Origin of the sequence: Devosia sp. 1566 (genome assembly GCF_004005995.1) — a bacterium.
Taxonomy (GTDB): Bacteria; Pseudomonadota; Alphaproteobacteria; order Rhizobiales; family Devosiaceae; genus Devosia.
This window is the reverse complement of sequence record NZ_CP034767.1, coordinates 293,635-306,626: the sequence shown is the minus strand read 5'-3', so window position 1 is coordinate 306,626 and position 12,992 is coordinate 293,635. Positions and strand designations below refer to the sequence as shown.

At 62.6% G+C, this 12,992-nt stretch carries 10 protein-coding genes; 4 read left to right on the top strand and 6 right to left on the bottom strand.

Translation table 11 applies throughout. The features are described 5' to 3' along the window. Positions 1 to 53 precede the first annotated feature (53 nt). Together ELX51_RS01435 and ELX51_RS01430 are read left to right on the top strand one after the other, a co-directional pair. On the top strand, positions 54 to 515 hold the full coding sequence (locus ELX51_RS01435; protein ID WP_127751842.1) for a tripartite tricarboxylate transporter TctB family protein: 462 nt from the start codon (positions 54 to 56) through the stop codon (positions 513 to 515). A gap of 2 nt (positions 516 to 517) precedes the next feature. Next, positions 518 to 2,014: a tripartite tricarboxylate transporter permease gene (locus ELX51_RS01430; protein WP_127751841.1), complete on the top strand. Its 1,497-nt coding sequence runs from the start codon at positions 518 to 520 to the stop codon at positions 2,012 to 2,014. A 195-nt stretch (positions 2,015 to 2,209) separates the two neighbouring features. On the opposite strand, the gene ELX51_RS01425 is transcribed toward ELX51_RS01430, so the two are convergent. Together ELX51_RS01425 and ELX51_RS01420 are read right to left on the bottom strand one after the other, a co-directional pair. After that, on the bottom strand, positions 2,210 to 3,592 hold the full coding sequence (locus tag ELX51_RS01425; protein ID WP_127751840.1) for an MmgE/PrpD family protein: 1,383 nt from the start codon (positions 3,590 to 3,592) through the stop codon (positions 2,210 to 2,212). A 125-nt stretch (positions 3,593 to 3,717) separates the two neighbouring features. Beyond that, positions 3,718 to 4,692: a tripartite tricarboxylate transporter substrate binding protein gene (locus ELX51_RS01420; RefSeq protein WP_127751839.1), complete on the bottom strand. Its 975-nt coding sequence runs from the start codon at positions 4,690 to 4,692 to the stop codon at positions 3,718 to 3,720. Between the two features lie 435 nt (positions 4,693 to 5,127). Between ELX51_RS01420 and ELX51_RS01415 the strand changes: the two genes are divergently transcribed. After that, the gene (locus tag ELX51_RS01415) at positions 5,128 to 5,994 is read left to right on the top strand and encodes an alpha/beta hydrolase (protein ID WP_127751838.1); all 867 of its coding nucleotides are present in this window, start codon (positions 5,128 to 5,130) and stop codon (positions 5,992 to 5,994) included. Between the two features lie 80 nt (positions 5,995 to 6,074). Then, on the top strand, positions 6,075 to 6,713 hold the full coding sequence (locus tag ELX51_RS01410; RefSeq protein WP_127751837.1) for a hypothetical protein: 639 nt from the start codon (positions 6,075 to 6,077) through the stop codon (positions 6,711 to 6,713). Between the two features lie 60 nt (positions 6,714 to 6,773). Here ELX51_RS01410 and ELX51_RS01405 read toward each other — a convergent pair whose 3' ends face one another. The 4 genes from ELX51_RS01405 to lon form a co-directional block, all read right to left on the bottom strand. After that, positions 6,774 to 8,093, bottom strand: coding sequence for a serine hydrolase (locus tag ELX51_RS01405; protein WP_127751836.1), 1,320 nt, complete (start codon positions 8,091 to 8,093; stop codon positions 6,774 to 6,776). Continuing rightward, positions 8,074 to 9,564 (bottom strand): alginate export family protein, encoded by a 1,491-nt coding sequence (locus ELX51_RS01400; protein WP_127751835.1) that lies wholly within the window; start codon positions 9,562 to 9,564, stop codon positions 8,074 to 8,076. The genes ELX51_RS01405 and ELX51_RS01400 overlap by 20 nt, the downstream gene beginning before the upstream one ends. Positions 9,565 to 9,687: 123 nt before the next feature. After that, complete coding sequence (locus tag ELX51_RS01395) at positions 9,688 to 10,347, bottom strand: response regulator transcription factor (protein ID WP_127751834.1); 660 nt, start codon at positions 10,345 to 10,347, stop codon at positions 9,688 to 9,690. Between the two features lie 253 nt (positions 10,348 to 10,600). Continuing rightward, positions 10,601 to 12,991 (bottom strand): endopeptidase La, encoded by a 2,391-nt coding sequence (gene lon / locus ELX51_RS01390; protein WP_248305215.1) that lies wholly within the window; start codon positions 12,989 to 12,991, stop codon positions 10,601 to 10,603. Between the last annotated feature and the right edge of the window lies 1 nt (position 12,992).

Here is a 12,992-nt window from a genome sequence, read left to right as displayed (position 1 = left end):
CGGTCGGTGCTCGCGCGCCGTTTCTGACTTTCCTGCCATTTGGACTTCCCACCATGACAATACATGCCGACCTTCTTGCCGCACTGATCTTCCTGGTCTTTGGCGCGATCGCCACGGTGGTGGGATGGGGCTATGGCTTTGGCACCTTCTCGGCCCTGGGGTCGGGCGCCATGCCGGTGCTTGCCGGGTGCGGCCTGTTGATCATGGGGGTGGCCCAACTGGTGCAAACGGCGGCAGCACGGCGGGCTGGACAGGCCTTTGTTTCCGCATTCCCAGGCTCCGAGATGCGCCCACTGCTGGTGATCCTGGCGGCAGTGTTGGCCTTTGGCCTGCTGGTGGGTCCCCTCGGATTGCTGCCCGCGCTCACGGCGCTGGTGTGCATCAGCTGGTTTGCCGAAAGTGGCGGGCGGCGGCTTGAGATGCTCGCCGTTCTGGTTGTCGTGGCAGTGCTGATTGTCGCCATCTTCTATTATGGCCTTGGCATCCCGTTCCGCCTTGTGGCCTGGAGGTTCTGAGCATGGATCTCTTTGCTTCGCTGGCCCTGGGGCTCCAGGTCGCCGTAACCCCGATCAACCTGATGTATTGCCTCCTGGGGGTGACCCTCGGAACCGCTATCGGCGTGCTGCCCGGCGTTGGACCGATCATCACCATCTCGCTGCTGCTGCCGCTTACCTTCGGGCTCACGCCGGAAGCCTCGATCATCATGCTGGCGGGCATCTTTTATGGTGCGGCCTATGGTGGCTCCACCACGTCCATCCTCGTTAACTTGCCGGGGGAAGCGTCTTCGGCGGTGACCTGCATCGACGGCCACCAGATGGCGCGACAGGGCCGTGCCGGGGCGGCTTTAGCGGTAGCGGCGCTGGGCTCGTTTTTTGCCGGCACCATCGGCACCTTGCTGATCGCGCTCGCCGGGCCGCCATTGGCCCTCATCGCTATGCGCTTTGGCGCCGCAGAATATGCAGCCCTGGTTTTCGTCGCCCTGCTCAGCACCGCGGCGATGACGCGGGGTGGCGTGGTCAAGGGCGTCGGGGTGGCCCTGCTGGGGATGGCCTTCGGTTCGGTTGGCTCGGACGTGTCGACCGGCATGTTCCGGTTCACCTTTGGCATTCCCGAACTGCGCGATGGCATAGATTTCGCCGTGCTGGCAGTGGGACTGTTCGCCGTTGCCGAGATCATCGGCAATATCGGCGCGCCGCAGGGCGACGCAGTGTCCTCGCGGAATATTGGCCGGCTTTGGCCGAGCCGTGAGGACTTCCGGCGTTCCTGGCCAGCGGCGCTGCGCGGCACCGGCATGGGCGCGCTGCTGGGCGTGCTGCCGGGGGCTGGCTTGGCCATGAGCTCGTTCACCGCCTATATGGTCGAGCGCAGTGTTTCCAAGCATCCCGAGCAGTTCGGCAAAGGCGCTGTCGAGGGCGTTGCCGGGCCCGAATCGGCCAACAATGCGGCCTCCCAGACTGCCTTTATTCCCACGCTGCTGCTTGGCATTCCGGGCAGCCCGACCATGGCGCTGATGCTGGGGGCCTTCATGATCCATGGCGTGCAGCCAGGCCCGCGCATGATGGGTGACCATCCCCAGCTGTTCTGGGGGCTGATCGTTTCGATGTGGGTCGGCAATCTGCTTCTCGTGATCCTCAACCTGCCCCTGATCGGGCTCTGGGTGCGGCTGCTACGCGTCCCCTATCACTGGCTTTATGTGTTCGTGCTCGCCTTTGCCTGCGTGGGCGTGTTCACCATGGGCTCATCGAGCTTTGACATCTATTCGCTCGTGTTCTTTGGTGCCCTTGGCTACCTGCTCAAGGCGGCAGGGTGCAACCCGGCCCTTTTCATCCTCGGCTTCATTCTGGGGCCCATGTTCGAGGAGAATTTCCGGCGCGCCATGACCTTGTCGCGCGGCGATCCAATGGTGTTCCTTGAGCGCCCGATCAGCCTGACCTTCGTCTTGATCGGCATTGCGGTGCTGCTGGCGACCACGACTTCCTTTGTGCGGCGTGGGCGGGCGGAGGTCACCGAGTGATGGGGACGGTCGAGCAAACGGCCGGTTGCCCGAGCTTCGGGAAGCCGGCCTAGGCGACGGCTACCGGATCGGTGTGCATGGCTTGGGATCGCTGGGGGCTGGCAGGCCCGGTGGTGCCTGCCCTGCCGGATGTGTTGCCCGGCCGGTCGAGTTCTCGCGCCCCCGCGAAGTCGCCTGGGGCACGAGAACCGGTCATCACGCTTTGAGCTTGGCAAACAGGTCGTTGATGTCGTCGGCGCGCTCGAGCCGCAACAGCGATGCCAGGAGGGCGTTCGCCCGATCCGCGCCGATAACGTCATCGACATTGGCGTGGAACTTGGCGAAGTAAACACTGTCAGGCGCAGGGTTGCGGCGTGTGCCGACCATGTCCTCCACCGTATGGGTGAGGCTCCTGCCATCGGCCATCACCAGGGTCACCACTGCACGCGAGCGTGAAGTGTCGGCATCGGCCAGTGGATCTGCCACATGCACAACCTTGTCGGCGAGTGCATTGATGACCGGATTGCCCAGGCTTTCCGTGCTGTAGGAAGACTTGTTGAACCGCCCCAAAGCCAGCGCTTCCGCCACCGTATGCTGCAGGCTGATGCGGCCGTGCCAGGAGGTGCGCGGACGCCGCTTGTCCTCAACCGGCTCGCAAACGGTGCGGAAGGAGCGCCGCATGATCTCGCAGCGGATTTCGGCGATGTCCTCAAGGGCGAAGTCGTGCTGCGCCCGCAATTCAAGCGCGGCCGTAATGAAGGGCATCATCGTATAGGCGCATGGGTATAGCTTGGGCGCGATATTGAGCACTTCCCAGCGCGAACCCAGCCCCTCAACAAGGGTGTCAAAGCGGAATTGCACATCGGACTGAACATGGCTTTTGTACCAGCCAAAATTACCCTCGAACACGGCCGATGGCCCCGTCAGACCCTGCTGCGCAAGGGCAACGGCGCGGATGCCTGCGGCGGCGGCAAAGCCGACATGGAGGGTTTTGCTGTCGGCACCGTCCTGAAAGGCGCTGATCGAGCCCGCTGACAGACTGGCGGCTGTTCCAACCGCATCGGCCATGACGCCGACCAGAAGGCCACGGAGCCGGGCTACTGCATAAGCGGCGCCAAAAACGCCATAAACGCTGGTCGGGTGGAAACCCACTTCATGCATGCGCACCGGGGAAACCAGGCCCAGGCGGCACAGAATTTCGGAGCCAACCAGAACCGCTTCAAGCAGCTGCCGGCCGGTCTGCGGGGTCTTGTGCGCTTCGGCCAGTGCCGCAGCCAGAATGACGCCGGTGGGATGGATATTGCTCGCGATATGGGTGTCGTCGAACTCGAGTACCGCCGAAGCCACGCCATTGATGAAGGCGGCGCCGGCCAGCGAGGTTTCCGTAGCATCGCCAAGGGTCTGCGCGCCCCGGCCACCCCCATCGGCATCCTGCTGGGCGCGGCGGGCTGCTTCCACCGGGCGCAGCCGATGGGAGGCCAGCATCACCCCAACCAGGTCAACTATGCGCAGCTTGGTGTTGTGAACCACCTCGGCGGGCGCATCATCGAGGGAAAAGCCAACGGTCCACTCGGCCAGTTGGGAACTCAGATTCGGCATGGGTGAGCCTTGATCACAAAGAAAAAATGGCCGCAAGGCCGTTGAAAAGTACGGAGCAGCCGCCTCGCGCCTGGCGGCCAAAAAATAGCCGGCAGCAGATTGCCGCCGGCTACGGGGAGTCTCGCTTATTTTGCGAGGCCGATTTCGGTCAGCACTTCATCAAACCGGTTGTACTCAGCCTGCAATGCGGCACCGAGTTCCGAGCCGGGCATGAAGCGCGGCGACACGCCGGCCTTAACCAGCTTGTCGGCAAATTCGGGCGTGTCATTGGCGGCCTTGAGGGCGTCCTCGATCATGGCAACCACTTCGGCTGGCATGTTGGCCGGGCCCATCACCATCTGCCAGCCCGTGCCGCTGATGCTGTCAATCCCCTGCTCTGCCAGGGCAGGCACATCGGGGAACTCGGCCAAGCGATCAGGACCGGGAACGGCTAGCGGGGTCAGCGCGTCCTGGCGGACCTGGGGAATGGCGGCAGCATCCATCATGAACTGAACATCCCCCGCCAACACCGCCTGCACCACCTGGGCGGCACCGGTATAGGGGATGTGCGTCGCCTCGATCCCCATTGCATCAAGCATATCGACCGTGGCCACATGCCCGGTCGAGCCAACGCCGACCGAGCCGTAGTTCAGCTCGCCTGGGTGTTCTTTGCCATAGGCGATGAACTCTTCCAGCGTGGCCACAGGCAGGGTCTTGGACGAGACCAGCATGCGCACGGCTTCGCTGACATTGGCGATCGGGGTGAAATCGTCAAAGGGGTCAAAACCCACTTCGGCCATATGCGGCGCCGTGGTGAAAATGGCATTGCCGCCCAGCAACAGCGTGGAGCCGTCGGCAGCTGCGCGCGAGACCTGTTCTGCTCCAATGGTGCCGCTGGCGCCGCCAACATTTTCCACCACGAAGTTGACGCCCAGTCGCCGGCTGAGTTCGTCAGCGACAATGCGCCCCACAATATCCCCGGCGCCACCGGCCGCATAGGGCACCACCATGGTGACGGTGTCGACGGGATAAGCCTCCTGCGTCAGGCCAGGGGCAGTTGTGGCGGCGCTCAGCAGCACTGCCAGTGCTGCGCTGCATGCGATCTTGGATTGTTTTGTCATGTTTCCTCCCGTTGGCCCTTTTGGCGCTCAGGTCCATGTTTCTGCCATGACCTTGCCGCGCCCGATAAATGCCTTGGCCGCATTTCGCATATCGGAATAGCCGCTCATGCTCGCGCTGCATATTCCTCGCGCCGACCCGTCCTGGCCCTTTTTGGGCTTGCCGTAAATCAGTGTCCCTGCCCTGACTTGCGGTGAGCTAATACGGACATTCTCTTACAGTCGCCGTGCGTCAGCCCAAGCAAAGTTGGACCGTTCCGCAAGGAGAAACTCAGGGGTTATCTTCAAGCCCTGCGGACTTCCAGAGGTGCCCACGCATTCCCGCCCACGGGGCATGCAGTTTGTTGTCGCTTTTGTTGGCAGCGTGTCGGAACCTCGGCGTCCAGATCGTCGCTGGAGTGAGCCATGCTCGCGCCACCGATATTGAGGAGTCCAAAGATGATCCGAGCCACCATAGCTGCAGCCTTGCTGTTGACGGGTGCCCTGGCCCATGCCCAGGAAGCGCCCAAGGGCGACTATGCCGAGGTGAACGGCATGCGCATGTATTACGAGGTGTCGGGCCAGGGCGAGCCGCTGGTGGTGCTGCACGGCGCTTACATGAACATCCCCGCCATGGGGCAGATCATCCCCATGCTGGCTCAAACCCACACGGTTTATGCGGTGGAGCTGCAGGGCCATGGGCGCACCAACGACATCGATCGCCCGATCACCTATCCCAACCTGGCCGACGATGTCGCCGCCTTCATGGACGCCGTCGAGCTCGAAAAGGCCGATGTGTTCGGCTATTCCATGGGCTCGGCCGCGGCCCTGCAATTGGCCATTCGTCACCCGCAAAAGGTCGACCAGCTGGTTGCTGCATCGGTTTCCTATGACATGGCAGGCGCGCAGCCCGAATACCACGCCATGATCCCCACGATGACGCCCGAAATGTTTGTGGGCACTCCGATGGAGGACGAGTGGAAAAAACTCGCGCCTAACCCCGAGGCCTTCCGCCCCTTTGTCGAGCGCTTGATCGCGCTCGAGCATGAACCCATGGCCTGGGAGGAGGATGTGAAGGCACTCAAGCACCCGGTGCTGATCATCACGGGCGATGCAGATGTGGTGACGCTTGAGCATTCGGTGGCCATGTTCCGCCTCCTCGGTGGCGGGGCCATGGGCGATCTGGGCAATCCCCTGCCCGCCTCGCGGCTCGCGGTTTTGCCCGGGACCTCCCACACCGCGGTGATCGGGCAGGCCAACTTGCTCCATGCATTCATCGAGCCCTTTCTTCAAGGTGAAGCGCCCAAGGGCATGTTCGACAACTAAGGTTCTTTCTAGCCCTTGCCCGTCTCGGGCGGGGGCTGCCCGTTCTTGAAGCTGGCTGCGGCAGCACCTAATAAGAAGTTATGCCCAAGCCCAAAGCCGAGATGAACACTGACAACTGGCTGCGCCAGGAATGGCCGCTGCCCAGTGCCGCCACTTTGGGCTCCTTTGTGCGCGCCAAGGGGATTGTGCTGGAAATCCGGGCGCGCCTGCCGGGACCCGTGAAAAAGTCGCTCGACCTCGAGGCCGGCCGGCTGGTTCTGAAGCTGCCCCCCACCGCTGCAGCTGAGTTTACGGCGGCATCGACGATTGTTGCCAAAGCCCTTGAAGGTATTGAAAGCCTGCCGGTGATCCCCCGCGAGATCGAGGATATCCTGACGATCTCCACCACTGAGCGCCACCGCTGGCTCAAGGATGGTCGCCTGCCTAGTGCTGGCACCCGCACAGTCAAGCTGGCCGGCCGTGCCAAGAAGATCACCTTCCACGTGTTCGATCCGCGCAAGGTCGAGGACATCCTTGATCGCGACATGGTGGTGAACTGGCGTGAAGAGGATGCGGCAACGAGAGCCGACAACCGGCGGCAGGCGGCCTGGAAGGCCAAGGTCAAGCGGGCGCAACAGAGTGGCACCGCAGCTGCTCCTGCCCAACAGATCAGCACTGACGAGGCCCGGCCGCAGCTGATTGGCTGGGAAGAGTTCGAGCGGGATGGTCCGCTGCGCTGATCTAGCGCTTTGTCCGGGTGGGAATATGCGCCCCACCCGGAGCCAGGACGGGCCTAAGCTTTACTTGGCCGCAAAATAGTTGCCGAGCGCCTCGAAGGCCGGCAGGCTCGTCGGATCATTGGCCGAGTTGGTCGCTTGCGGATGGGAGCTGAACCGGGCGATCACCATCCGGGCTTCGGGATCGACATAGATGGACTGGCCGTGCACGCCGCGGGCCATAAAGGCGCCATGGGGGTTGTTGGTGATCCACCACATCGCCCGATAGCTCCAGCCCTTGAGCAGGTCATAGCCGGCCTTGGCAAAGGCTTCCGGGCTGCCGCCGGCACGGATACTGGTAATAGCTTCTTCGGGCACCAGTTGCTTGCCGTTGATGGAGCCGTTGTCGAGCATCAACTGGCCAATGCGGGCCAGATCGGTCAGCCCGGCATTCAGGCCACCGCCTGCATAGGGCGTGCCGATCGAGTCCACCGTGTAGTACCCGGACTGATCCGCGCCCATCTGGCTCCAGATGCGTTCCGAAAGCACCTCGTTGATCGGCTTGCCGGTGACGCGGGAGATGATCCACCCCATCACGTCGGAATTAATGGTCCGATAGCCAAAGGCTTCCCCGTGTTCTCCGGATTTCTTGACGGTTTCCAGATACTGGAAATAGGTCCGGGGCCCCTTGTAGTCAGCGGGCTTGGGCAGAGGATTGCCGGCCGCCGAATAGGTCCAGATATCGGAGTTGGGGTCGTTATAATCTTCGGAATAATCGAGCGCGGTGGTCATATCGAGCACCTGCCGCACCGTGGCATCGCCAAAACCGCTGTTCTCCAGCTCCGGGATGATCGAGCCGACGGTCGCATTCTCGTCGAGCTTGCCCTCCACCACCAGCGTTTCACCCAGGAGGCCCGTAACCGACTTGGTCACCGACATCAGGGCATGCTGCCCCAGATCGGTGAGGCAACCGGAATAGCGCTTATAGACCACCACACCGTCATGCATGACGATGACGCCGTCCGAGTAGTTCGCCTGCAGCGACTCCGCCCATGTCATCGTGGTGTCGCCCCCGAGGGGGGTGAAGGTGATCGCATCAACGGCGGGATCGAGCACTTCCTCGAGCGGAACGGGATCGCCCAGCCCGCGGCTCACATTGACCGTCGGCATCAGCTGGCGGAAATGGCAGACCGTCCAGCGCAGTTTGGGAAAGGCATAGGCGTCGGGATCATCGACGCGGATGATCTTGTCTTCAGGCGGCGGCGACCCAACCATCCAGCCCATCTTGTTGGGGTCAGATTCGGCGGCGTTGAGCACCGGTGCATCCTGGGCCAGCGCCGGAACCGCCAGCAGAGCGCAGAACAGGCCCGTCTTCAGGCTCAGCCTAGAAATTGACCACGACATTGACAAATCCTCCTGACCAAATCGTGTCCTTCTGGGTGATCTCGCGAATGCCTTCACCCGGGATGGACACGCTGAACCCGGCCGTCAAAAAGGCATTGGGGCTCAGAACGCGGTTGTACTCGATGAAAAAATCGTCGCTCAGATGGGCGTTGGTGACGCCAGCGATCTGATAGGGCTGGCCACTAACTTCGATGGTTCTTGCGCCCTGGCCGAACTGAATTGGGCTGCCCAACTCATTGGCCCGAATATGGGCGTAACGCAGCGTAATCGTATCCACCTGGGTCGGCTTGACTGAAAGCGCCAGTTGGTGCGCGTTGACATTGGAATTGTTGAAGACCAGGGATGACTTGGAGCCGGTGGCCCAGGCATCGGGACTGCCTTCGTAATACAGCGGATCGAAGCGTTCGAAGCGCGAGGTCGTGGGATCGTCGCCCGAAAAGGTCTGGAAGGTGTAGGACAGAGATGGTGTCCAGGGCGCATCGGCAAAGGTGTAGCCGATCTGCGCTCGCCCGCCCCAGGCCGACATGTCGATCCGTGGGTTCCATTCATAGGCGATGTCGCCAGACAGGAAGAAGCTCTCGTTCTCCGGATTGAACGGGTTGCCGCGACCATAAAGGTTGATAAAGCTGAGCCCCTTGCGTCCATCCGGGATCAATTCGGGCGCGCCGATGCCGCCGGGTGCCGCTTTGGGATAGGGCGACGTGGACTCCGGCACATGGCCAAGCGTGCCGCCGACAAAAGTTTGCGTCGTCTTGTCATAGCGCAGATCGACGCCGACGATCTTGGTGCCGGTTTCGTTGTCGCGCTGCTCGTTGGGCTCAAGATAGAAGGCGGTGCCCTTGACGTCATCGAGCCCGATCGTGCCCAGGGCTGCCATGCCCCACGCCTTGTGCGGTCCGAGCTTGAGGGCCCCGCGCTCAAAGCCGTTCGAGCCGCCATTGGCCAGGAGCATGCCACTGCCGGCAACGAAATCCCTCGGCCCCAGCGACAGGTCGATGGTCGGGCCGTTCTGGTTGGTGGTGCGGAGCGCCAGATAGCCTTCTTCGAGGGTGATCGCCCCGGTATTGCCGGTATCGAACGCGTCAATGCCCAGGGTGCCAGAGGCAATGGCGGAAACCTTGCCGTAAAGGACCACCGAATTGTCGAGATCAAGGGTAAAGCTCAGCCCCGGCTCGATATAGCCCTCCAGCCATTGTGCGTCGGTATCGACGCCGGGGGCAACCAGATCGGCCAGATCCCAGAATAGATTGTGCTCGACGACCCCGTTCACACCGGCTTGCAGATGTCCGCGCAGCATGAAGCCATTTTGGTCGATCAGCAGCAGTGGGTCCTTGCCGCCCTGGCTTTGAGTGATTTGTTCCTGGCTAGCTTCATCCTGGCTGGATCGGTCCTGGCCCAAGGCAGCCGGAACAAAAACGAGACTGGCGCAGAACAGGATCGTGGTGGCGCCTTGGGCGCAAAGATGAGGCATAGCCGATACCCACCTGATGTAACACTCCGGCTTGATGCCGGGCACGGCCAGTATTCGGCTGGCTCAAGCCAACCACAATCGGGGATTCCCTGAGAGACTTAGCTTCGCGTTGCTGGCGGGGAGCTAGAGTGGGCTGAGGTTATGGCGGATGGCGTAGCGCACCAAATCCACCGCCGAGCGTGCTCCGATCTTGCGCATGATGGTGGCGCGGTGGGTCTCGACGGTTTTGATGCTGATGCCCAGCAGCTGGGCCACCTCCTTATTGCCGAGGCCTTCGGCGAGGTGGCGCACAACCTCGAGCTGGCGCGGCGTCATGGCATCGCCGCCACCTCCATCAGCCCGGCACAACGCGAGTTGCAGGCAGGCCTGTAGGTCCGCTTCGGCCAGCGCGGGCGAGAAAAATGGGCGGCCAAAATGGAGGGCACGAATGGCGCTGATAACGATCTCGGGTGGGTCGTTCTTGAACACGCACCCCTTGGCGCCGGCAAGGATCAGCTCACGAAGTTCGCTTTCCTCCCTTGGCAGTGAGAAGATAAGAACCTGGGACTCGGGACAGTCGATGCGCAACAGGTCCAGGATCCCGGTGCCCGCCAGATCCTGCATGGCGGGGTCGAGCAGCACGAGATCGGGGCGCAGCTGAAGGGCAAGCTGTACGGCATCGTGCCCGCTGCCTGCCTCGCCGCACACTTCAAGGCCAGGCTCGGCACCGATGAAGCGATGCAGGCCACTCCGGACCACCGGATATGCATCAGCCACCAATATTCTGATCAGAGGCCAGTCCATAGACTATCTCCGCCGACGACATGCCATGCCCACTACAACCTGTTGATCAAAGCAAACCATACGCCGCGCCACCCCTAATCGGTTTAGGGGTATTCATGTACTAAAGCCTGCAGAAACAGCCTAAAACTTGCCGGAGAGTCGCCGCGATCTCGGCAAGCGGCCAAGTATGGCTGCGCCAAGATGTTTTACATCACGGCGCTGGCAGGCGGTCCCACCGAGCCTGCCAATCGGGTAGGGCGCCAGAGCGGAACCGCTATTCAGCCGCGGTTGCGGCCACGCTTTCTGCGGGCTCCAAGGCGGCGGCAACGGCTTGGTCGATGTTCTCGAGCCAGACAAATTCAAGCCGCTCGCGCACATCTTGGGGAATGTCTTCATAGTCGCGGCGGTTGCGGGCTGGCAGCAGCACCCGCTTGATCCCGGCCGCCGCCGCGGCAACCACCTTTTCCTTAATGCCGCCCACCGGCAGCACCAGACCCCGCAGCGATATCTCGCCGGTCATTGCCGTATCGCTGCGCACGCGGCGGTCGAGCAGCAGCGAGACGAGCGCCGTCGTCATCGCCACCCCGGCGCTGGGTCCATCCTTTGGCGTAGCGCCCGCGGGCACATGCACATGGATGTCGCTTTTTTCAAACAGCGAAGGATCGATCCCCAGCACGCCCGCACGGCTTTTGACCAGGCTCATCGCCGCCTGCGCGCTTTCGCGCATCACATCGCCAAGCTGACCAGTGAGGATCAGCGCCCCCTTGCCCGGGACGCGGGTGGCTTCGATGAAGAGGATGTCGCCGCCCACCGGCGTCCAGGCAAGGCCGGTCGCTACTCCGGCAACCCCGGTGCGCATCGCCACTTCATTCTCGAAATGGGCGGGACCCAGCAGTTCCTCAAGGTCGGCGGCCTTGATGCTGACCTTTTCGGCCGTGCCTTCGGCTACCCGCATGGCAGCGCCGCGCAGGACGCGACCGATTTCGCGTTCAAGGCCGCGCACACCGGCTTCACGGGTGTAGCTGTGGATGATGGACTTGAGCGCCTCATCATCGATCTCGGCCTGGTCGGGGCGCAACCCGTTGGCCTCCAGCTGCCGCTGGACCAGATAGCGCCGGGCGATCTGCAGCTTTTCGGGCTCGCTGTAGCTGGCGAGGCTGATGATTTCCATGCGGTCGCGCAACGGCCCGGGAATGGTGTCGAGCATATTGGCGGTGGCGATGAAGACCACGCGCGAAAGATCGAAGGGTACGGCAAGATAATTGTCGCGGAAGGTCCGGTTCTGCTCGGGATCGAGCACTTCGAGCATGGCGGCGGACGGATCGCCCTGGACGCCCCGGCCCATCTTGTCGATTTCATCGAGCATCATCACGCAATTGCGTGCCCCCGCCTTGCGGATGCCTTGGATGATGTTGCCGGGCAGCGCGCCGATATAGGTCCGGCGGTGACCGCGGATTTCCGCCTCGTCATGCACACCGCCCAGACTGACGCGCACGAAGGGGCGGTTCATTGCCCGGGCAATGGATTGACCCAGCGAGGTCTTGCCGACGCCGGGAGGGCCGACAAAGCACAGGATCGGCGCCTTGCCATCGGGGTTGAGCTTGCGAACGGACAGATACTCGATGATCCGGGTCTTGACCTTTTCCAGCCCGAAATGGTCCTCGTCCAGGATGCGGCGGGCGGTGGCGATGTCGATCGGGCTTTCCTCGGGCAGCGTCCAGGGCAGCTCGATCAGCCAATCGATATAGGTGCGGATCATGCCCGCTTCGCCGGCCGCCTCGGGCATTCTCTCATAGCGCCGCAATTCCTTGCGGCACTGGTTTTCCACCTCTTCGGGCATGCCGGCCTTGGCAATCGCCTCATTGAGATCGGCGATTTCCTGGGACTTGCCTTCGTCCTCGCCCAATTGGCGCTGGATGGCTGCCATCTGCTCGCGCAGCAGGGTTTCGCGCTGGCGCTCGTTGAGTGCGGTTCGCGTTTGCTGGCTGATTTCCTGGGAAAGCCGCAGCACCTCGACACGCTGCGCCAGGACGCGTGAAACCTTGTCCATCCGCGCCGTAACGTCGAGGGTTTCGAGGATCTCCTGCTTTTCCTCGGGCTTCATGTCCATATAGGCGGCTGCCAAATCCGCCAGTTGGGACGGCGAGGTTGTGCCCTGGATGGCGGCTAGCAATTCCTGGGGCACCTGGGGCAGCAACTGCACGGCTTCAACCGCGAGGTGCTGGAGGTTGAGGAAACGTGCCTCGATTTCAGGCGAGCGCGTATCCACCTCGGGCAAATCAAGCACGCGTGCAACGGGGAACGGTGTTCCAGGGAAGTAATCGAGCACCCGGAACCGGTGCACGCCCTGGCACACCAGATGGTGCGACCCGTCGGGGGCCGTGATGTAGCGCACGATATTGGCCATAGTGCCGGTGCGGTGCAGGTCGTCGGGACCGGGATCGGCTTGCTGGGGATCGCGCTGCAGCACGATGCCGATCTGGCGTTCCTGCTTGACCGCCTGCTGGGCCGCGGCAATCGATTTGGGGCGCCCCAGCGTCAGGGGCACAACAATTCCGGGAAACAGCACCATGTCCCGGACCGCAACGATGATCAGGGAATCGCTGGGCAGTTCCAGGGGCTTGTCGTCGCTTGCGGCGCCTTGGGCATTCTGGGTATCGGTCACG

Coding starts and splice junctions, on each gene's coding strand:
- ELX51_RS01435 (WP_127751842.1), top strand. CDS start 54: ATGACAATACATGCCGACCTTCTTGCCGCACTGATCTTCCTGGTCTTT.
- ELX51_RS01430 (WP_127751841.1), top strand. CDS start 518: ATGGATCTCTTTGCTTCGCTGGCCCTGGGGCTCCAGGTCGCCGTAACC.
- ELX51_RS01425 (WP_127751840.1), bottom strand. CDS start 3,592: ATGCCGAATCTGAGTTCCCAACTGGCCGAGTGGACCGTTGGCTTTTCC.
- ELX51_RS01420 (WP_127751839.1), bottom strand. CDS start 4,692: ATGACAAAACAATCCAAGATCGCATGCAGCGCAGCACTGGCAGTGCTG.
- ELX51_RS01415 (WP_127751838.1), top strand. CDS start 5,128: ATGATCCGAGCCACCATAGCTGCAGCCTTGCTGTTGACGGGTGCCCTG.
- ELX51_RS01410 (WP_127751837.1), top strand. CDS start 6,075: ATGCCCAAGCCCAAAGCCGAGATGAACACTGACAACTGGCTGCGCCAG.
- ELX51_RS01405 (WP_127751836.1), bottom strand. CDS start 8,093: ATGTCGTGGTCAATTTCTAGGCTGAGCCTGAAGACGGGCCTGTTCTGC.
- ELX51_RS01400 (WP_127751835.1), bottom strand. CDS start 9,564: ATGCCTCATCTTTGCGCCCAAGGCGCCACCACGATCCTGTTCTGCGCC.
- ELX51_RS01395 (WP_127751834.1), bottom strand. CDS start 10,347: ATGGACTGGCCTCTGATCAGAATATTGGTGGCTGATGCATATCCGGTG.